Annotated in this window: 15 protein-coding genes and 3 pseudogenes; 12 read left to right on the top strand and 6 right to left on the bottom strand. The window is 58.3% G+C overall.

Annotated elements, in window-relative coordinates:
• Positions 1-68 precede the first annotated feature (68 nt).
• Both GAO09_RS30500 and GAO09_RS09730 read right to left on the bottom strand, forming a co-directional pair.
• Positions 69-275, bottom strand: a pseudogene (locus GAO09_RS30500) (substrate-binding domain-containing protein); the annotation flags it as partial.
• Positions 276-320: 45 nt separating this feature from the next.
• Positions 321-1,387 (bottom strand): annotated as a pseudogene (locus tag GAO09_RS09730) (enolase C-terminal domain-like protein).
• A gap of 150 nt (positions 1,388-1,537) precedes the next feature.
• Between GAO09_RS09730 and GAO09_RS30495 the strand changes: the two are divergent.
• Positions 1,538-1,756, top strand: a pseudogene (locus tag GAO09_RS30495) (FadR/GntR family transcriptional regulator); the annotation flags it as partial.
• A gap of 30 nt (positions 1,757-1,786) precedes the next feature.
• The gene (locus tag GAO09_RS09725; protein ID WP_235938017.1) at positions 1,787-2,257 is read left to right on the top strand and encodes a FadR/GntR family transcriptional regulator; all 471 of its coding nucleotides are present in this window, start codon (positions 1,787-1,789) and stop codon (positions 2,255-2,257) included.
• A gap of 40 nt (positions 2,258-2,297) precedes the next feature.
• On the opposite strand, the gene recQ is transcribed toward GAO09_RS09725, so the two are convergent.
• Entirely contained in the window at positions 2,298-4,115 is a 1,818-nt protein-coding gene (gene recQ, locus GAO09_RS09720; protein WP_153353813.1) for a DNA helicase RecQ, read from the bottom strand.
• Between the two features lie 234 nt (positions 4,116-4,349).
• On the opposite strand from recQ, the gene GAO09_RS09715 reads away from it, so the two are divergent.
• Positions 4,350-5,987 carry an FAD-binding dehydrogenase gene (locus GAO09_RS09715; RefSeq protein WP_324185256.1) on the top strand — a complete coding sequence of 546 codons (1,638 nt, stop codon included), beginning with the start codon at positions 4,350-4,352 and terminating at the stop codon, positions 5,985-5,987.
• 48 nt (positions 5,988-6,035) lie between these two features.
• Here GAO09_RS09715 and GAO09_RS09710 read toward each other — a convergent pair whose 3' ends face one another.
• Positions 6,036-8,441 carry a phosphoketolase family protein gene (locus tag GAO09_RS09710; RefSeq protein ID WP_153353811.1) on the bottom strand — a complete coding sequence of 802 codons (2,406 nt, stop codon included), beginning with the start codon at positions 8,439-8,441 and terminating at the stop codon, positions 6,036-6,038.
• Positions 8,442-8,967: 526 nt separating this feature from the next.
• On the opposite strand from GAO09_RS09710, the gene GAO09_RS09705 reads away from it, so the two are divergent.
• Complete coding sequence (locus tag GAO09_RS09705; RefSeq protein ID WP_153353810.1) at positions 8,968-9,303, top strand: DUF6665 family protein; 336 nt, start codon at positions 8,968-8,970, stop codon at positions 9,301-9,303.
• A 32-nt stretch (positions 9,304-9,335) separates the two neighbouring features.
• Here the strand turns inward: GAO09_RS09705 and GAO09_RS09700 are convergent, their stop codons facing one another.
• Complete coding sequence (locus GAO09_RS09700; RefSeq protein WP_153353809.1) at positions 9,336-10,247, bottom strand: AraC family transcriptional regulator; 912 nt, start codon at positions 10,245-10,247, stop codon at positions 9,336-9,338.
• A gap of 212 nt (positions 10,248-10,459) precedes the next feature.
• Between GAO09_RS09700 and GAO09_RS09695 the strand changes: the two genes are divergently transcribed.
• From GAO09_RS09695 to dgoD, 8 genes are all read left to right on the top strand, one after another.
• A complete protein-coding gene (locus GAO09_RS09695; protein WP_153353808.1) occupies positions 10,460-11,341 on the top strand; it encodes a carbohydrate ABC transporter permease in 882 nt (293 codons plus the stop codon).
• Positions 11,342-11,344: 3 nt separating this feature from the next.
• The gene (locus GAO09_RS09690) at positions 11,345-12,250 is read left to right on the top strand and encodes a carbohydrate ABC transporter permease (RefSeq protein ID WP_153353807.1); all 906 of its coding nucleotides are present in this window, start codon (positions 11,345-11,347) and stop codon (positions 12,248-12,250) included.
• A gap of 1 nt (position 12,251) precedes the next feature.
• Entirely contained in the window at positions 12,252-13,370 is a 1,119-nt protein-coding gene (locus GAO09_RS09685) for an ABC transporter ATP-binding protein (protein WP_153353806.1), read from the top strand.
• A 49-nt stretch (positions 13,371-13,419) separates the two neighbouring features.
• A complete protein-coding gene (locus GAO09_RS09680) occupies positions 13,420-14,658 on the top strand; it encodes an ABC transporter substrate-binding protein (RefSeq protein ID WP_235938028.1) in 1,239 nt (412 codons plus the stop codon).
• A gap of 61 nt (positions 14,659-14,719) precedes the next feature.
• On the top strand, positions 14,720-16,285 hold the full coding sequence (gene pglA / locus GAO09_RS09675) for a polygalacturonase PglA (protein WP_153353804.1): 1,566 nt from the start codon (positions 14,720-14,722) through the stop codon (positions 16,283-16,285).
• Positions 16,282-17,409, top strand: coding sequence for a glycoside hydrolase family 88/105 protein (locus GAO09_RS09670; RefSeq protein WP_153353803.1), 1,128 nt, complete (start codon positions 16,282-16,284; stop codon positions 17,407-17,409). The genes pglA and GAO09_RS09670 overlap by 4 nt, the downstream gene beginning before the upstream one ends.
• Positions 17,410-17,600: 191 nt before the next feature.
• Positions 17,601-19,019 carry a glucuronate isomerase gene (gene uxaC / locus GAO09_RS09665; RefSeq protein WP_153353802.1) on the top strand — a complete coding sequence of 473 codons (1,419 nt, stop codon included), beginning with the start codon at positions 17,601-17,603 and terminating at the stop codon, positions 19,017-19,019.
• Positions 19,020-19,325: 306 nt separating this feature from the next.
• Positions 19,326-20,474, top strand: coding sequence for a galactonate dehydratase (gene dgoD, locus GAO09_RS09660; RefSeq protein WP_153353801.1), 1,149 nt, complete (start codon positions 19,326-19,328; stop codon positions 20,472-20,474).
• Positions 20,475-20,545: 71 nt separating this feature from the next.
• Here dgoD and GAO09_RS09655 read toward each other — a convergent pair whose 3' ends face one another.
• Positions 20,546-21,040, bottom strand: coding sequence for a cupin domain-containing protein (locus GAO09_RS09655; protein WP_153353800.1), 495 nt, complete (start codon positions 21,038-21,040; stop codon positions 20,546-20,548).
• Positions 21,041-21,472: the final 432 nt, after the last annotated feature.

The following is a 21,472-nucleotide window of genomic DNA, read 5'->3' as shown; positions in this document are numbered from 1 at the left end:
AGAACGCGAAACAGGTAACGTAGTGGCACCACAGCGGATGACATTGCGAGCCACCGCCAGATACCTGTTCAAGTGCTTTCCCGCTCTATCAGTTGGAACCCGACATCCACGATCGTCGCGATCTCCCTGCCATCTATGCGCGCAAGTATGGCTTCTGCCGCCAAGCGGCCGATGGCGCGCCGGTCAATCCGAACCGTCGTCAGCCCCGGACAGAGGTAGGCGGAAAATTCAGGATCTCCGAAACCGACCACGGCAAGATCGTCCGGGACTGAAACACCGCCTCGACGCTCTTGCCGGCATCAAAAATCTGCGCAATTCCCTCAGCGGACAAGACAAGGCCTTTTGTTGTCAAAATGCCAGTCTTTGACAAGATACTGCATGGCCGCAGCATCATTACGCGCGCCCAGTCCATGCTTCAGATAAAGTTGGTGTGCCTGTTCCACTCGCTCCATATCCAGCTCGACACCGAGACCCGGCCGCTGCGGAACCGCCACATGACCGTCCTCGATCACAAGTGGATCGCGCGTCAGTCGTTGACCATCCTGCCAGATCCAATGCGTGTCCAATGCGGTTACACGTCCCGGTGCTGCAGCTCCCACATGTGTGAACATGGCCAAAGATACGTCAAAATGATTGTTGGAATGCGATCCCCAGGTCATGCCGAATGTTTTGCAGAGCTGAGCGACACGAACAGAACCCTGCATGGTCCAAAAATGCGGGTCCGCAAGCGGAATATCGACCGACTGCAACTGGATCGCATGGGACAGCTGCCGCCAATCGGTCGCCACCATATTGGTTGCGGTAGGCAGGCCTGTCGCTTTGCGAAACTCCGCCAAAATCTCGCGCCCGGAATACCCCTGCTCCGCGCCGCAAGGATCTTCCGCGTAAGCAAGCACATCGCCCCGGCCTTTGCACAGGCTGATCGCCTCCTCCAGTGACCATGCGCCATTCGGATCGAGGGTAACGCGCGCCTCAGGAAACCGTCTCGCGATCGCGGTAACGGCCTCGATTTCCTGTTCCCCGGGAAGAACACCACCTTTCAATTTGAAATCCCGGAAGCCGTAACGCTGCTGCGCTGCTTCTGCCAAACGTACGATCGCATCCGGCGTAAGCGCTTCCTCATCTCGTAGCCGCAGCCATTCGTCGGCACCGGTTCATCGATAGTTGTCCGGATCGCTTCACCACCTGGCACTTCACCAATGCCGGTATGGCCGGAATCGTCTTCTATGATGGCCAGGTTCCGGGTGAAAAACGGCCCATGGGCGCCGCTCAGATTCATGAGCATACTATCCTCGCCGGCAACGGGAACCGCGCGAACCGACACAATACGCGGCGTGTGACGGACAAGGTGACGATCGACCGGAGCGGGATTGATGTGATGATCCATTTGCAGCCTGCCATTTTCAACGGGAGTTCGAAAGTGTGTCTGACGCGACGTTTAAAACACTCACTCATGCGGACAAATTTGTCAATATAAGTAAATATTAGTATATCGACCGGACTTGGAAACCACATGGGCGCCGGGTAGAGTGTTGATATGAACGAGCCGACTCGACAGACAACTACGATGACGAACCTGTCGTCGCATACACTTCAGCAGCTTGAGGCCATGTTGTCGCATCCGCAGTGGCACAATGGTGGCCGCCTGCCTCCCGAGGCCGAACTGGCGCGTCATTTCGGCGTCTCGCGACCCGTGTTGCGAACGGCGCTGATCGCTCTGCGAGATGCGGGCCGCATAATTTCCAAGCGGGGCTCGGCAAATTTCGTTCAACCTCACACGGATGCCATGCAGTTCGGCTCGGGCGTACAAAGCCTGGCGATCAACACCGTTTTCGACATGAAAAGATGTATGCGCTTTCGGCAAATCGTTGAATGCGCCGCCGCCGAAGATGCCGCCCGTATTCGCGACGCAAACAGCATTTCAAAAATTGAGCTGGCACAAAGAAAAATGGATGAGCTTCTGCCCGGCGACCACGTGTTCGAAGCCGATTTTGCCTTCCACATGGCTGTGGCCGAGGCAGCGCAGAATCCCTACTTTACCTTCGCGCTCGGCACCATGCACAACCAGATCAAGCTGACGGTGGAATTCACCCGAAAGCTGCAGGACCTGCCTCAGGACATGGTCGTGCCGCGTGTGGTAGGCGAGCATGACCGCATCATTGCAGCGATAAGGGAGGGCAATCCGGCTGCGGCCCGTGAAGCCATGAACTTCCATATGAAACAAAGCGTCATACGGCTACTCGGAGAGGATATGTGACGGCGGCATCACAGGCATGTTTCTGCCGCAAACAGCCTGCCTAGTCCGCGATCGCTTCGAGAAAATGATCGCCGTAACGTTTGAATTTTGTCTCGCCGACACCGGCAATATTCAGCATCTCTCGTTCGTTTGACGGACGTTCACGTACGAAGGCGACCAGCGTGGTGTCCGGAAACACCATGTAAGGCGCAATTCCGGCATCCTTGGAAATCTCCAGCCGCAACTTGCGAAGACGTTCGAACAGCACCGCATCCGCGTCAGAAAGGCCCGCACGGCTGTTGGCCGCAGTATTCGAAGCTTTTGAGGAACGCCTGTCGGCACGCGTCTTGTCTTTGCGAAAAACAACTTGGCAACGCTTTTTGAAAACATCCGCAGCGCTTTCGCGCAGGATCACCGCACCGAAATTGCCGTGGTCGATGCCGATATGGTCAAAGGCCAGCAATTGCCGGAACACCGACTGCCATGTCTGCACGGAATGTTCACGCCCTACCCCGAAAACCGGAAACTCCGTGTGCCCGAATTTCTCGGTCTTCTCGGTCACCTTGCCGACCAGAACATCGATCAGGTGTCCGGTCCCAAATCGCTCGCCCGTCCGGTAGACGGCGGCCAGAGCCTTGATCGCCGCATCCGTACCGTCCCACTGTTCCACAGGGTTCCGGCACGTATCGCAATTGCCGCAGGGTTGGGCGTAACGTTCACCGAAATGCGAAAGAATGGCCGTGCGACGGCAGCCGACGGTTTCGCAAATCGCCAGCAATGCATTCAGCTTGCCGCGCTCTATTCTTTTGGTTTCGTCGGAGGATTCGACATTTTCCTCGATCATCCGGTGACGCTGGACGATGTCCTGCATGCTGTAGGTCATGAAAGTTGAGGATGGCAGACCGTCGCGGCCGGCTCGACCGGTCTCCTGATAATAACCTTCAACCGAAGACGGCAGGTCGAGATGCGCGACATAGCGAACATTCGGCTTGTTGATGCCCATGCCGAAGGCGACAGTGGCGACAAGGCAGAGCCCCTCCTCCATGCGAAACGCCTCCTGCACCTCTGCCTTCAGCCCCGGCTCCATACGGGCATGGTAGTAGCGTGCCCGAAAACCCTGCTCGTTCAGCCAGTTGCAAGTCTCTTCCACCTTGTTGCGGGAGAGGCAGTAGACGATGCCGCTTTCGCCCTCAAACTTGCCGAGAAACTCCAGCAGTTGCTGGCGGCCGTTCGAGCGCTCGACAATTTCATAGTAGATGTTGGGGCGGTCGAAACTGTCCACGAAGACCTCGGCATCACCAAGGTCAAGCAGCCGGATGATATCCTCCCGAGTATGCGGATCGGCGGTCGCCGTCAGGGCAATGCGCGGTACGCCCGGGAAAAGCGTCTTCAAGGTGCCGAGCGCCAGATAATCCTTGCGGAAATTATTGCCCCAGGTGCTGACGCAGTGACATTCGTCCACGCAGATCAGCGATACTTTGGTGCGGCCAAGCATGTTCTGGAAGGACGGCAGCACGATGCGCTCCGGCGTCACATAAAGCAGTTTCAGATCGCCTGCATGCAATCGCCGCCGCACTTCCGAATTCTGCTCGTCGCTCTGGGCGGATGAGAGGCAGGCTGCGGCCACACCCAGCGCCTTCAGGTCTTCCACCTGATCATGCATCAACGCCACCAGTGGCGAAACGACGATGGTCAGGCCGTCGAGGCAGAGCGCCGGGATCTGGAAGCAGAGCGATTTTCCCTTGCCTGTCGGGAAAAGCACAAGTGCGTCACGCCCCTGCAACACGGTGCGGATGACATCTTCCTGCTGCCCGCGAAAGGACTTGTAACCCCAGACGGTTTCAAGCGCTTGCGTGGGATCGGAAAAAGGGCGTTGCATGGAACTCTCGTTTCGGAAACGTCAACGGCGGTGCCGCTCCAACAGGGACCGGCTGGCGGCCTGAGCAGGACTCAGGCGCCACGGATCGAATGCCTGATCTAACCCGCCCGGCAGCCCGTTGCAAATCGGACATTCGCCAAAACCTCTCAAAAACCCAGAGTTGCGCAACGCCCTGCGAGCGACAATAAATGGTTTTGCCGATTGATCTGCTGGGAGGAGCTCGAATTGGTTGACGTGCAGACGGACGTGGTGGTTGTCGGCGCCGGCCTTGCGGGACTGGTTGCGGTATGTGAGCTGGTCCGGCGTGGCCGCAAGGTCATTCTTCTCGATCAGGAGCCGGAGAGCAGTTTTGGTGGACAGGCCTTCTGGTCGCTCGGTGGTCTTTTCATGGTGGATACGCCGGAACAGAGACGGCTCGGCATTCGCGACAGTCTTGATCTGGCGCGACAGGACTGGCTCGGGTCAGCCGGTTTCGACCGCGCGGAAGATTTCTGGCCGACACGCTGGGCCGAAGCCTATCTGCAATTTGCGGCCGGCGAGATGCGGCCGTGGCTGCATGGGCTCGGCATGCGCTGGTTCCCAGTCGTGGGTTGGGCGGAACGCGGCGGCGGATTGGCCGGCGACCACGGCAATTCGGTTCCGCGCTTTCATATCACTTGGGGCACCGGTCCCGGTACATTGGCACCGTTCGTCGAACGGGTTCTGGCCGCGCAAGCCGATGGCCTAGTCGATATCCGCCATAGGCATCGCGTGACCAGCCTGCAGGTAACCGCCGGGTCCGTCATAGGTGTGAATGGCGAAGTGCTGGCGCACAGCGATGCCGAGCGCGGAAAGCCGTCAAACCGGGAGGTATTGCAGAGCTTTGAAATTGCCGCCGCTTCGGTGATCGTCGCCAGCGGCGGCATTGGCGGCAACGAGGCGCTTGTGCGCCAGAGTTGGCCAAGGGACCGGCTGGGTGAACCGCCAAAAACGATGATTTGCGGTGTGCCGCAACATGTCGATGGGTTGATGCTCGAACATGCGGCTGTGGCCGGCGCAAACATCATCAATGCCGATCGCATGTGGCATTACACCGAGGGCGTGAAGAATTGGGATCCGATCTGGCCAAACCATGGCATCCGCATTCTGCCCGGCCCTTCCTCCCTGTGGTTCGACGCCGCCGGCAACCGGCTTCCGCTGCCCGCCCTTCCCGGTTTTGATTCACTCGGAACACTGAAGGAACTGTGCAAGCGCGGTTATTCCCATTCCTGGTTCGTCACCACACAACAGATCATCAAGAAGGAATTTGCGCTGTCCGGGTCGGAACAGAACCCGGACCTGACAGGCAAGGACATTCCGCTGCTGCTGAAAAGCCGGCTGGGCCGGTCGGCAACGCCGCCTCTGGAAGTGTTCAAACAGCATGGCGAGGACTTTGTTGTGGCCGATACGCTGGAAACGCTGGTAGAGGGCATGAACCGGATCGGCGAATGCCCGATCTCGTTCGATCACCTGCGAACCCAGATCGAGGCGCGTGACCGTGAATTGCAGAACAAATTCGCCAAGGACCTGCAGATCGTCGCCATGCGGCAGGCGCGTGCCTATATCGGCGATAAATTAATGCGCACGGCAAAACCGCACAAAATCCTCGATCCAAAGGCTGGGCCGCTGATTGCCGTGCGCCTGCACATCCTGACACGGAAGACATTGGGCGGACTGGAAACAGATCTCGACGGGCAGGTGTTCGGCAGGGATGGCAAGCCGTTGATCGGGCTCTATGCCTGCGGCGAGGCCGCCGGCTTCGGCGGCGGCGGTTATCATGGCTATCGAGCGCTGGAAGGCACGTTTCTTGGCGGCTGCATCTTTTCCGGCAGGGCTGCCGGGCGCGCAGCCTGAGCGCAAAAAACTCCGCCGCCCGAATGATCGAGCGGCGGAGCGAATGTCTTACTCCGCAGCAGGCACCTCAGGCTTGGCGTAGGGCCATTTCCAGTCACGGATTTCCGGCATGTCATCGCCGTATTCGTGGACATAGGCCTTGTGCGCCGCCAGCTTTTGCCTGAGCGTGGCGATCAGGCCCGCCGCCTTGTCCTTCAATGCCGGCAGACGTTCGATTGCCTCGATCGCCAAATGGAAGCGGTCGAGTTCGTTCATGACGGCCATGTCGAACGGTGTCGTCGTCGTGCCCTCCTCCACAAAACCACGGACATGGAAATTGCGGTGATTGGTGCGCTTATAGACCAGCCGGTGGATGAGATACGGATAGCCGTGATAAGCGAAGACCACCGGGCGGTCTCTGGTGAAGATGTCGTCGAACATCTCGTCGGAAATGCCGTGCGGATGATGCTGCGGCGATTGCAGCGCCATCAGGTTGACGACATTGACGACGCGGATGCGCAGATGCGGCAGAATCTGGCGGAGATAATCGACAGCGGCCAATGTCTCCATCGTCGGCACGTCACCGGCGCAGGCCAAAACGATATCCGGGTCCAGCCCTTCTTCCGTACCGGCCCATTCCCAGATGCCGATGCCCGCCTTGCAATGAACTTCGGCTTCCTCGATCGTCAGCCATTGCGGCTCCGGCTGCTTTCCGGCGACGATGACGTTCACCCGGTCCCAGGTTTTCAGGCAATGATCACCGATGACCAGCAGGGTGTTGGCATCCGGCGGCAGATAGACGCGGACTATATCGGAGCTCTTGTTGGCGACAAGATCGATAAATCCCGGATCCTGATGCGAAAAGCCGTTGTGGTCCTGCCGCCAGACATGGGATGTCAGAAGATAGTTCAGCGACGAGATCGGCTTGCGCCACGGCAGATGGCTGGAAACCTTGATCCACTTGGCATGCTGGTTGAACATCGAGTCGATGATGTGGATGAAGGCTTCGTAGCAGGAGAAGAAGCCGTGGCGGCCGGTGAGCAGATAACCCTCCAGCCAGCCCTGGCACATGTGCTCGCTCAGCACTTCCATCACCCGGCCTTCGGGCGCCAGATGATCGTCGGTCTCGACCGTATCGGCCATCCAGACCTTGTCGGTCGCTTCGAAAACGCTGCCGAGACGATTGGATGCGGTTTCATCCGGTCCAAAAATGCGAAAGTTCCTTTCCTCGGCATTGTAGCGAATGACGTCGCGCAGATAGTCGCCGAGGATTTTGGTCGAACCGGTTTCGACACTGCCCGGTGACGGCACAGCAACCGCATAATCGCGAAAGTCCGGCGTTTTCAACTCGCGACGCAACAGACCGCCATTGGCATGCGGATTGGCGCCCATGCGACGCTCGCCGCGCGGTGCAAGTGCCTTCAGTTCGGCTTTCAGCTTGCCGTCCTCGAACAGGTCTTCGGGGTCGTAGCTGCGCATCCAGTCTTCCAGAATGCGCCGATGCTCGCCGTCTTCCCGGCAAGCCGCAACCGGCACCTGATGCGCCCGCCAATGACCTTCGACCACCTTGCCGTCGACGACCTTCGGACCCGTCCAGCCCTTGGGGCTGCGCAATATGATCATTGGCCAGCGCGGTCGCTGCGATGCATCGACCCTGGCGTGTTCCTTGATTGCGGCAATACGATCAAACACCGTGTTCAGTACACTCGCCATCAGCGCATGCATGAGCTGCGGATCGGATCCTTCGACAAAGAAAGGCTCGTAGCCATACCCTTTGAACAGGTTTTCCAGCTCCTCGTCGGAAAGGCGGGCAAGCACTGTCGGATTGGCGATCTTGTAGCCGTTCAAATGCAGGATGGGCAGAACGACACCATCCGTATGCGGATTAAGGAACTTGTTGGAATGCCATGCGGTGGCAAGCGGCCCGGTTTCGGCCTCTCCATCGCCGACAACGCAGGCAACGACGAGATCCGGATTGTCGAAAGCGGCGCCAAAGGCATGCACCAGCGCGTAACCCAGTTCACCACCTTCATGGATGGAACCGGGCGTTTCCGGCGCAACATGGCTCGGGACCCCGCCGGGGAACGAAAACTGCCGGAACAGCTTTAGCATGCCGGTCTCGTCCTCGCCTATTTCCGGATAGATCTCCGAATAGGAACCTTCGAGATAGGTATTGGCGACCATGCCCGGGCCACCGTGTCCGGGGCCGCAGATATAGATGATGTTGGCGTCGCGCGCCTTGATGATGCGATTGAGGTGGGCGTAGATGAAATTCAGACCGGGCGTTGTGCCCCAATGGCCAAGGAGACGCGGTTTCACGTCTTCGGGTTTTAATGGCTCTTTCAACAGAGCGTTGGCCAGAAGATAGATCTGGCCGACGGAAAGGTAATTGGCGGCACGCCAGTAGCGATCGATCAGGGAAATCTCACGATCATCGAGCGAGGCGGCGGAAATATGCGTTGGTGCAACGTTCATGAATTATCCTCCTAGAGGGCCGTTCCAACCACCCTTGGAGGTGTCGATCCTCATCGGCCCGGGTTGAGGCTAAGCAACATAAAAATACGAGTCAATGTTGTAATTTGTCACTGACATAGATCAAAATAAATCGATTTAAAAATATTACTGCATAACTCACATGAAAAAATCGGACAGAAACAATTCATCCATTCATGAATGCAATACAGATAGACGATTTAATTCAATAATTTTAAATAACTGATTGCTTAATACATCATCTACACTTTCAAAAACTGAAAGCCAGACGCATCACAATCACACTGATCAGAACCACTGCACTCAAAGCACCGACAAACAACCGCGAACATCCAGAAAAATACATCCTGCGATTGTTCGTCGCACACTGAGGGAATGAAGACGACAGCGATGGACCCGTACCCCGAAAACGCATGCGTCAATATCGCCCGTCGAAGCCAGGTTCACCAACAGCCATATTGGGTGAACGGTTCAGCCCAAAACAGGTGTGCCAGCAAAGGAGATCGACATGACGGTTCGCCCACCCGGAAATTTCGGACAATCCGGCCCGGTGATGAGTGGCATGGCCACGCTCGAATACGAACTGATGGCCGAGCGTGCTTACGCGCTCGGGCGCCATGGAACAGCCGTCGAAAAGGCGATTGCCGCGCTCAAGAATGCGCAAAGCAAGCCGCTTGATACCATAGAGCGTGAACGGCTGCTGGATGACGCATCGGAAGCGGTATGGGGATTGTTCGTACATCGGGAAACCTGCGGCCTGCGCAATGATGATGAAGTCATCAAGGATTACGACATCCCGCCTCAGGTTCTGGCACGGCTGGGTGCAAAACCACGCCACCGATAACGAAAGCCATCGGCGACCGAGGGCCGCGACCGTCAGAGCTTCACATTCATCAGACGCTCCTGCTCCGCCTCGTCGAAACGAAGCAAGCCGCCATTGCGGTTCCGCTGAACGCGTTTGACGTGGTCGCGAGGACTGAGCCCGGTGGTTCTGCGAAACATCCGTGAGAAATAATAGGGGTCGGCATAACCGACTTCCGCGGCAGCCGCAGCGACGGGCATTCCAGCTTCCAGAAGATGCATCGCACGCTCCATGCGCTTGAGCTCCTGGTATTTGCGCGGCGTCTGCCCAACCCGCTTCTTGAACTCGCGCAAAAAATAGTCGTCGTTGAATGGCGAGGCTTCTACCGCCCGTTCGGCGATATCCTGATCGAGCGGGTTGGCGGATATCATCGCCACAGCCTTCATCACCGCCAGATCGAGCGCGTCCGCTCCCTCCGCCTGATAGGTGGCGCTGTCGTGCCAGCCGATAAATGCGTCCTCGATATAAGCGATCAGCAGGCACATGAAGAGATGATGCTGGCTGAGCGTGATCGATGACGGCGGTGCCGTCTGGCGATATTGTCGCACCAGTGGCTCCAGAAGCGCCCATTTCTTCAGGCGCACCACTGGCTGCAACTGCATCTGGGCGATCAGGTCGTGCTTGCCGTAAATGTCGAGCGTGAAATGCTGGGCGATGCCGGTGTAATTCACCTGCCCCTGATTCCATCCGCGAAACCGCTGGCCACGCCGCACCAGCATCGCGTCACCCGGCTGCATGACCCGGCGTTCTCCCTCGATCACATATTGCCCGCTGCCTTCCAGGCAGATCACCAGATCTTCCACCGGATTGGTTTTGTCGATCCTCCAGGTGCGTGAATGCTCCATCTTGATCGTTGCCCGCGTCAGGTTCAGCGCCAGTGCGGATGGCGCAATACTGGAGAGAATTCCACCTTCGATTTCGTCCATCTTTTTCCCCGCCTTTGTTTATTCATTCTGGTGCGAAAATCCCATTATGTCACGTGTATTACAGCTCAAACGAGCAAATTGATCTTTGTTTAGATTGATAGCTAAGTGCCTGACGCATAACAGCCTTGCACTTTCCGGCTGGAGGAGGAATTGGATTTGCACAAAAATGAATTTGCCTTGAAAGGCCGCTTTTGGCCGACCGGAGGCATGACATGAGGTCGCAGCGTTTTCTGGGATACGCCTATCTGGCGCCGTACCTGATCGGCCTCGTGATCTTCACGGCCATACCGTTTCTGTCGTCGCTCTATCTCAGCTTCACGAGCTACGACCTGATGAGCAGCCCGCGATGGACCGGGCTTTCCAATTACCAAAAACTTTTCACCCGCGACCGCACATTTGAAAAATCGCTGAGCGTCACGCTCATTTACGTGTTCAGCACCGTGCCGCTGAAGCTGGCGTTTGCGCTCTTCATCGCGGCAATCCTCAATTACAAACTGAAGTTCATCAACTTTTTCCGCACGGCCTTCTATGTGCCGTCAATCCTGGGCGGATCGATCGCCATCGCCGTCCTGTGGCGTTACCTGTTTTCGACCGAAGGCCTCGTCAACATGGCGATCGCCACGCTGGGTTTCGGCCCGGTGGACTGGTTCGGCGATCCGACCAACGCGCTATTCACCATCACGCTGTTGCGCTGCTGGCAGTTCGGCTCGGCCATGGTCATCTTCCTTGCCGCCCTGCAGTCGATCGACAAGTCGCTTTACGAAGCAGCTTCCATCGATGGTGCCGGCAAGGTCACGACCTTCTTCTTCGTCACACTGCCGCTTCTGACGCCGGTCATCTTCTTCAACCTCGTCATGCAGATGGTTCAGGCATTTCAGGAGTTCAACGGACCCTACATCATCACCCAGGGCGGCCCGTTGAAATCCACCTATCTGCTGCCCCTTTACATCTACGAGGAGGCCTTCAAGAAGTTCAACATGGGCTATGCCTCGGCAATCGCCTGGGTGCTCTTCGCCATCATCATGGTCCTCACGCTCGTCGCCTTCTGGTCCTCGAAAAAGTGGGTCTATTACGCCGGCGACAAGAGGAGCTGAGCCATGACAGATATCCATTTGCCCACCACATCAATCCGCATCACCGACGAGGCAGCAGCCGCAAAGCGGGCCCGCATGGACCTGATCTCATCGGTCGTCCGTTACGCGCTTCTGTTCGGCGTCGGCTTCCTGATGCTCTACCCGCTGATCTGGCTGGTTGGCGCCAGCTTCAAGACCAATTCGGAGATCTTTTCCGGCGCCGGATTCCTGCCGCAAAGCCCGACTGTGGAAGGTTATGTCCAGGGCTGGCAAACTTCGACGCCCTATACATTCGGCCGTTTCTTCTGGAACTCGTTCCTGATCATCCTGCCAAAGGTCATCGGCACGGCGATCTCCTGCACGATGGTGGCCTATGCCTTCGCGCGCTTCGATTTTCCGTTCAAAAAGATCCTGTTCGGATCGGTCATCGCCGTCCTGCTTCTGCCCAATGTCGTCACCCGCATCCCGCAATATATTCTCTTCCGGGATCTCGGCTGGCTGGACAGTTTTCTGCCGCTCTGGGTGCCCTCGGCACTCGCCGGTGATGCGTTCTTCGTCTTCATGTTGGTGCAGTTTTTGCGCTCGCTGCCAACGGATATGGAGGAAGCGGCCCGTGTCGATGGGGCCAACAGCTTGCAGACGCTGGTTTTCATCGTCGTTCCCATGCTTGGCCCGGCGCTGGTCTCGGTCTGCCTGTTCCAGTTCATGTGGACGATGAACGATTTTCTCGGACCGCTGATCTACATCTCGTCCGTCGACAAATATCCGGTGAGCCTCGCGCTCAAACTCTCAATCGATACAACCGAAGCCTTCGAATGGAACCGCATCCTGGCGATGTCGGTGCTCACCATCACGCCTGCGCTTGTCGTGTTCTTTGCGGCGCAGCGGTATTTCATCGAAGGGATTTCTGCGGGAGGCAGGAAGGGCTGACATGGCACAGGTACAACTGAAAAACCTCGAAAAAACCTACAACAATACCAACAAGGTCGTTCACGGCCTCAACCTCGACGTCCATGACGGCGAGTTCATGGTTCTGGTCGGCCCATCCGGCTGCGCCAAATCGACGACGCTGCGCATGATCGCCGGCCTCGAGGAGATCACCGCCGGCGACATCATCATCGGAGGCCAGCGCGTCAACGACCTGTCGCCGAGCAAACGGCAGATCGCCATGGTGTTCCAGAACTATGCGCTCTATCCGCACATGAAGGTGCGCGGTAATCTTTCCTTCGGCCTGCGCATCGCCGGTCGCCCCAAGGCGGAAATCGCGGCGGCGGTCGATAACGTCGCGGCCATTCTTGAAATCGAACCGCTGCTCGATCGCCTGCCAAAACAGCTTTCGGGCGGGCAGGCACAACGTGTCGCGCTCGGCCGCGCGCTGATCAAGAACCCCGGCGTCTTCCTGTTCGATGAACCGCTGTCGAACCTCGATGCCAAGCTGCGTGCTTCGATGCGCGTTCGCATCACTGACCTGCATCGCCAGTTGAAGGCCGACGGCAGTTCGCCGACCGTTGTTTATGTCACGCACGACCAGACGGAAGCGATGACGATGGGAGACCGCATCTGCGTCATGCAGGCCGGCCATATCATGCAGGTCGCCACCCCGAAGGAACTCTACAACGCACCGGCAAACCTGTTCGTCGCCGGCTTTATCGGCACACCGGAGATGAACCTTATCGACGGTGCCATGGAAGGTGGCGAATTCGTCATGGGCGGCCAGCGCCTGGCGCTTGGCGGCGAGCTGCACGGCCGTCTTTCGAACCAGCCCAATCAGGCGGTGCTCGGCATTCGTCCCCAGCAGTTTTCGCTGGTGTCCGAAGGTCCGGCACTGCGGGCCAAACTGGTCAATGCGGAATTCATGGGCCACGAAGTCTACATGCACACCGACTGCGAGGGGCATCGCCTGATCAGCGTCGTCGGCGCGGCGGAATTCGAGGCACGGGCGGAATCGGATGTCGTGCGCCTGCGCCCGGACCCGAAGACAATTCACATTTTCGATAAATCAGACGGCCGCAACGTTTCGCTGCATGGAGGCAGCAGCATCGCGGCTTAATTTCAAAGAGGAGGCACTTATGAAGGGCATACTGAAAACATCGGTCATCATGGCCGGCACGGCACTCGGTCTCATTGCCATGACACCATCGGCAGGTGCTGCGGAATTGCGCATGTCATGGTGGGGCGGTGAAAGCCGGCATGTGGCGACACAGAAGGCGATCGCCGCATGTGGCGCGAAATACGGCCACACGATCAAAGGCGAATTCACCGGCTTTGACGGTTATCTCGAAAAGCTGACCACTCAAATGGCCGGCAAGACGGAGGCCGATATCGTTCAGGTGAACTGGCCATGGCTGCCATTGTTCTCGAAGGACGGCACCGGTTTTGCCGATCTACGGACATTGAAGGGTATTGACCTGTCGAACTGGACGGAAGCGGATTTGAATTCAGGCTCGACCAATGGCGTGCTGCAGGGCTTGTCGGTTTCCACCAGCGGCCGCGTGTTCTTCTTCAACACGACAACGCTCGAAAAGGCCGGTGTCGCCGTTCCGAAGACCTGGGACGAGTTCTTCCAGATGACCAAGACGGTCAAGGAGAAGCTGGGGCCGGATTATTACACGCTCAACGCCGTCAAGGAGACCGCGCATCTTTTGATGGTGCTGGTCATCACGCAGGCAACAGGCAAGGACATGGTCGATCCGAAGACCAACCGTGTCGCCTGGACGCCTGAGGAGCTGGCCACCGGCATCGGTTTCCTCGGCAAGCTGGTGGAAACCGGCGCGATCCGCTCGCAGAAACAGGAAGCGGCCGACGGCAACGTCAACCTGTTCGAAAAGCCCGCCTGGGCCGAAGGCAAGATCGCCGGTTCCTACGAATGGGATTCCACCTATTCGAAATATGCCGACCCGCTGAAGGAAGGCCAGGTGCTGAAGCCGGTGCCGATGCTGACCATGGCCAATGGCGTCACCGAAGGCGTGTTCCGCAAACCGTCCATGGTATTCTCCATTTCCAAGAATTCGAAAAACCCGGAAGCGGCGGCGCAGATCACCAACTGCCTGCTGAACGAGCCCGAGGGCATCGACATTCTCGGCACCTCGCGCGGCATTCCGGCTTCAAAGGCGGCCATGGCGCGTCTGGCCAATACCGGCGAACCGGAAGTCCGCGCTGCCAACGACATCGTCATGAAGGCCAGCGGCCCGACGATTTCGCCCTTCAACGAAAACCCCGTCATTCGTGGCATCATCATCGATACGCTTGAAGAATATGCCTACGAGCAGATCGACGAAATGGAAGCGGCCGAACAGATCATCGAGGGCGTCAACGACGCACTCAAGAAGTTCGACTGATCGTCAATGACGCAAGCCACCCGGCATTTTGCCGGGTGGCCACTGACCCGAGAGAGCCAACATGAATGAAGCCATTGCAGTTGCGATCTCCGCCCGGATCGCGGCGATAAGACTGCCTGTGCCCGGCGCACGCTACACGTTGCCACAACCTCTTGCCTGGCGGCTGTTCAAGGCCGGCGAAAACGAGAGCGCGCAGCAGGGAACGACCGAAAAGGTCGTGACGCTGATCGACGGGCTGGACACCGACACGCGTTATCGGCTGACCATCGAAGGGTTTTCCGACTTTCATTTTCACACGCGCACCTGCGCCGGCATGGTCAATGCCACATATTTTGGGCTTGTTGCCGGTGCTGACCTGAACGATTTGGCGAAGGCCAAAGACAATGCAGACAAGTTCAAAGCCGCTTTGGCGTACGTTCCAAGCGGCGGCACCCTCTATCTTGGTCCGGGCCTTTGGACAACGCTGCCGCTGGCACTTCGAAGCGACATGACACTGCATCTGGCCGAAGGCGCCGTGCTGCGCGCGCCAAGCCTGCGCGACGGTTGGCCGATCCTGCCAGCCCGTGATGATGCCGGAAACATGCTCGGCAGCTGGGAAGGCTTGCCGGAAGCCTGCTTTGCCGCGCCCGTACATGCCATCGGCGCACAAAACCTGACGATCGAAGGCATGGGTATTCTCGATGGCTCCGGCAACGCCGGCGACTGGTGGACATGGCCTAAGGAGACCCGGGATGGCGCGCGGCGTCCGCGCGGCCTGCACCTCGCTGGCTGCAAGGATGTCACGCTTCTGGGCTTCACCATCCGCAATGCGCCGTCATGGACCGTACATCCGCAGGGGTGTGACAGGCTGAAGGCGGTGGGGCTGCACATTCAGGCGCCGCATGACAGCCCGAACACAGATGGTTTCGACCCCGAGGGTTGCACCGATGTGCTGGTAGAGGGCGTGCGTTTTTCGGTCGGTGACGATTGCATCGCCATCAAGGCCGGCAAGCGTGGATCAGGCGGCGAGGCCGATCATCTGGCCGAAACCCGCAATGTCCAAATTCGCCATTGCCTGATGGAACGCGGCCATGGCGGCGTCGTCATCGGCTCGGAAATGTCCGGCGGCGTGCATGACGTGACGGTTGAGGATTGCGACATGATCGGCACGGATCGCGGCCTGCGTCTGAAAACGCGACGCGGTCGCGGCGGTGCCATCACCAATATCACCATGCGCCGGGTCATGATGGATGGCGTGCTGGTGCCGCTATCCGCCAATGCCCATTATTTCTGCGATGCCGACGGCCACGCCGATTGGGTGCAATCCCGCCAACCGGCGCCCGTCGCGGAAGGCACGCCGCAGATCGACGGCATCCTCGTCGAAGATGTCGATGTGTACGATCTGGCGCTGGCGGCCGGTGTTTTTCTGGGACTGCCGGAAATGCCGATCCGCAACATCCGCATCCGCCGCCTTCGCATTCACTCCAACGATCCGAACGCGACCACCGCACCGCCGATCATGGCGGATGGTGTTCGCGACATGCGTCACCAAGGCATTCTCTGCGAACACGCTGAGGTCGATTGCGACGACCAAAAACTTCTCTCACCCGACCCGATTTCCCTCCCGAACCTATTGGCCGCCTCATGAAACCCATCGACTATTTTGACCAATATTGCAGCCGCTATGAAGCCTACAAGAACGGCTCCTGGTGTTATGAAGACGGCTGCATCTATCGCGGCCTGGAACTGCTCTACAAAGCAACCGGCGAACAGCGCTGGCTTGACCATCTCCTGCGCCTGATCACGCCACAGGTCGGCGTGGATGGCAGCCTTGTCGGTTACACACCCGACGAGTTCAACATTGACAATATCCTGCCCGGCCGTGCCTTGCTGTTTCTCGGCCGGGAGACCGGAGACCCGCGTTACATGACTGCCGCAAAACGCCTGATCGACCAGCTGGACGCCCATCCGCGCATTCCCGCCGGCAACTACTGGCACAAAAAGCGCTACCACTCGCAGGTCTGGCTGGATGGCCTCTACATGGGCCTGCCCTTCCAGGTGGAATATGCGCTGGCGACCGGAGAAACGTCGCGGATCAGCGATGCGCTACAGCAACTGGCAACCGCCCTTGCCCTGACCGCCATCGGCGGCGGCATGCATGTGCACGGCTACGATGACAGCCGTGTAGAAAAATGGGCTGATCCCGTCACCGGCAAATCCCCGGCGGTCTGGGCACGCGCCATGGGCTGGCAGGCGATGGCGCTGGTCGATATTCTCGCAGTCGTGGCCGACGACCATGCCACTGCGGCACTTCGAAACCAGACCGGCCTAGCACTGCAGGCGATTGCGCAGCGGCAGCAAGCCTCCGGTCTCTGGACACAGGTGCTGGATGCTCCGGACCTTGAAGGGAATTACGAAGAAACGTCTGCCTCGGCCATGTTCGCTTATGCACTGCTGCACCCCGAAGGCCTGCATCTTGCCCCGTCTGCGACGCAGGCACTTGCCGCGGCCGGTCAAAAGGCTGTCGACGCGCTGGTCGGCACCCGGCTTGTGACAGAAGCCGGAGAAACACGTCTCACCGGCATTTGCCAGGTTGCGGGTCTCGGCCCCTTCAACGGCCGGTATCGTGACGGCTCGCCCGCCTACTACCTGGTCGAGGACGTTGTGGCAGACGATGCGAAAGGTGTCGGGCCCTTCATGATGGCCTATGCGCAAGCTGTCGCAGCCATGCATGATCGGGTTGCGCCGACGCGCCACTTGGCCTCTAACTAGCGCGGCGATCCAGCCAACGGGATCGTTTCGGAAAACTCGTGCTCCGCGCCTCGAAGGCTCGCACGGAGCATGATGTCAACTGAGCCTTGCCGGTGAATGATTTCCTGTCACGCAATGACAGGTCGCTCACCGAGGACAGCATCACGGTATGCACAGCCATGGGAGGCGGGCATGTCTAGAAAGGGTATCGAATGACCAAACAGTTTTCACTTCATCCGGATCGGCTTTTTCCCGATGCGCCTGCGACAAAGGAGATCGCCCGCAGCCTTTACGCCAAGGTCGCCGATCTGCCGATCATCAGCCCGCATGGCCATACCGAGCCGTCCTGGTTCGCCGACAATGCGCCATTCGGTGATCCGTCCAGCCTCTTCATCGTTCCGGACCATTATGTTCACCGCATGCTCTACAGCCAGGGCATCCGGCTCGAAAGTCTTGGCATTCCGACCATTGACGGCACCGAGGTCGAGACTGACAAGCGCAAGATCTGGCGTATTTTTGCCGAGAACTTTCACCTGTTCCGAGGAACGCCGTCCTGGCTCTGGCTGGCGCATGCCTTCACTGAAGTTTTTGGCATCAAGGAACGCCTGACAGCGGAAAGCGCCGACCGTTATTACGACCATATTTCCGAGGCTCTGCAACGCCCCGAATTTCTGCCGCGCGCCCTTTACGAACGCTTCAACATCGAGGTGATCGCCACCACCGAAAGCGCGCTGGATGATCTGCGCCATCACCGAAAACTGTCGGAAAGCGGCTGGAAGGGCCGTGTCGTCTCAGCCTTCCGCCCGGATGCCGTGGTCGATCCGGAATTTCCCAATTTTTCGAAAAACGTCGCGGAACTCGGCCGTATAGCCGGCAGCGATGTCTCGAGTTTTGCCGGATATCTTGCAGCACTCAAAAACCGCCGACAGTATTTCAAGGATGTTGCCGGTGCCACCTCGACGGATCATGGCCACGCCACTGCCCGCACGGAAAACCTGTCCGATGAAGATGCGGCGGCACTTTACCAGCGCGTCATCAGCGGTGCGGTTTCTCCGGCCGATGCCGAGACATTCCGTGGCCAGATGCTGACGGAAATGGCCAAGATGAGCGTTGTCGATGGCTTGGTCATGCAGATCCATCCCGGCGCATTCCGCGATCACAACCAGCAGATCTTTGCGCGTTACGGCAAGGACAAGGGTGCCGACATCCCCAAGGCGACCGACTATGTCAACAACCTCAAGCCGCTGCTTGATCGTTTCGGCAATGATCCGCGCCTCACCGTCATCCTGTTCACGCTGGATGAAACCAGTTATTCGCGCGAACTGGCGCCGCTTGCCGGCCACTATCCGGCTCTGCGCCTTGGCCCGGCATGGTGGTTCCACGACAGCCCGGAAGGCATCCGCCGTTATCGCGAGCAGGTGACGGAAACTGCCGGTTTCTACAACACGGTCGGCTTCAACGACGATACCCGCGCCTTCCTGTCGATCCCTGCCCGTCATGACGTCGCCCGCCGCATCGATTGCGGTTTCCTGGCACGGCTTGTGGCAGAGCATCGTCTGGAAATCGACGATGCCCACGAACTGGCCTGGGAACTTGCGTATAATCTCGCCAAGACGGCCTACAAGCTCTGATATTACTACTGTGGTTGAGATCAGCATCTGCGCCCTGCAAGGGGCGCGGATTTTTTATGGCCACAAATGCCGCGACACGCCGATGCGGCAAAAGATCGTTTGACAATAAGTATGATTTATTTAGCTTCGCTTCGGGTGGCATCGGAGGATGTCGCCGCAAATAAAGATATCGAAATCCTGTCGCGTTGCAGGTTGCGTGCCGATCCCATGCGATTGGCGCGAAGGGTTCTGCGTGTCCGCATTGCAGAACATACCCGCTGACGCGTGCAGCAATCCCGGCTCTCGCCGGGCAACGGGTATAGACGCATGAAAATCACCAAGCTCACCACCTACATCGTTCCGCCGCGCTGGCTTTTCCTGAAAATCGAAACCGATGAAGGCATTTTCGGCTGGGGTGAACCGGTCGTCGAAGGCCGGGCGCTTACGGTTCAGGCCGCCGTGCACGAACTGGAAGACTATCTGATCGGCAAGGACCCGTTCCTGATCGAGGACCACTGGCAGGTCATGTATCGCGGCGGTTTTTATCGCGGCGGCGCGGTTCACATGTCGGCAATCGCCGGCATCGATCAGGCGCTGTGGGACATCAAGGGCAAGGCGCTTGGCCAGCCGATCCATTCGCTGCTCGGCGGCCAGGTGCGCGACCGGATAAAAGTCTATTCATGGATCGGTGGCGACCGCCCGTCGGACGTTGCGAACAATGCCAAGGATGTGGTCGCCCGTGGTTTCAAGGCGATCAAACTCAACGGCTGCGAGGAAATGCAGATCGTTGACACCTATGAAAAGGTCGAGAAGGCGGTGGAAACCATCGCCATCATCCGCGAGGCGGTCGGCCCGCATATCGGCATCGGTGTCGATTTCCATGGTCGCGTTCACAGGCCGATGGCCAAGGTGCTCGCCAAGGAACTCGAACCCTACAAGCTGATGTTCATCGAGGAGCCGGTGCTCTCTGAAAACCGCGAGGCACTGAAGGAAATCGCCAATCATTGCTCGACGCCGATTGCATTGGGCGAACGCCTCTTCTCCCGCTGGGATTTCAAGCAGGTCCTGTCGGATGGCTATGTCGACATCATCCAGCCAGACCTTTCGCATGCCGGCGGCATTACCGAATGCCGCAAGATCGCGGCCATGGCCGAAGCTTATGATGTGGCGCTGGCGCCGCATTGCCCGCTCGGCCCTATCGCGCTTGCCGCCTGCCTACAGGTCGATGCAGTCAGCCACAACGCCTTCATTCAGGAACAAAGCCTCGGCATCCATTACAACAAGGGCAACGACATTCTCGATTATATCTCCAACAAGGAGGTGTTCCATTACGCCGATGGCTTTGTCTCGATCCCGCAAGGCCCCGGCCTTGGTGTCGAGGTGGACGAGCAATATGTCATCGAGCGCGCCAAGGAAGGCCATCGCTGGCGCAACCCAATCTGGCGCCACGAAGATGGCAGTGTTGCAGAGTGGTAAGATATAGCCTGTGTCGGCCGGAATTTTCTGGCCGACACGCCACCGGATTGTCGTCGCTCAAGTAGCTGAACTCAGCCGGCTCCACCCGGATGTTTGTGAATGGGGTCAACCCAATAAACCGATTCCGGTTGTTCGACGGGATCGACATCGGTGATGTTGACGACAACCGCCTCGTTGTCGGATCGTACTAGAACGCATTCCAGCACATTGTCCGGATCCGCATTGATTTCCTGATGCGGCACAAAGGGCGGCACGAAAATGAAGTCGCCTGGTCCTGCTTCCGCCACATATTCAAGTCGGTCGCCCCAACGCATCCGCGCCTTGCCTCGCACGACGAAGATCACACTTTCCAGCGCGCCATGGTGATGAACGCCGGTTTTGGCGTTCGGCTCTATCGCGACGGTTCCCGCCCAGATTTTCTGAGCGCCGACGCGCGCATGGTTTATCGCTGCCTGCCGATACATACCGGGCGTTTGCGCGGTGTTATCATCCAGTTGATCGCCCTTGATGATGCGCACCCCATTGTGTTTCCAATGATTTTCGTCAGGATGATGATCTGATCCCATACGGCTTCGCCTCCCCTATGCCGGCCCGTCCTCTGATACATCCATCGAGGACTGACCGTTAGCAGCGTGTAATTTGACGATTGTCCGGGCGCATGGCAACTCGACATATGCCGGATGAGCAGACGCTTCGAAATGGCGGGACCAAACACCTGGATCAGCGAGTGCGAAATTTCCAGATGGTGCGGACAGGCGTAAGATTTGCACAGTCTGGTTCGCCGTGTGAAAAGATATCTGTTGGAGAAGCTCGTGATCTGGATTGGCGCGGCCAGCAAGGCAATGATCTGTCCGCCCCGGAAGGCGACAGAAGCATGAGGGTAGCGAGCAAAGACACCAGCGACATCGGTTGCAGCTTCGCGAGCACGCTGGTCGGGCCGCTGGCCATCAGGTGGCTCCGCAGCATTTGGACGATGTTGACAGGCACGAAGCTATAGA

Source organism: Endobacterium cereale, from assembly GCF_009617585.1.
Lineage (GTDB): Bacteria > Pseudomonadota > Alphaproteobacteria > Rhizobiales > Rhizobiaceae > Neorhizobium > Neorhizobium cereale.
This window is presented reverse-complemented; position numbering and strand designations above follow the sequence as displayed.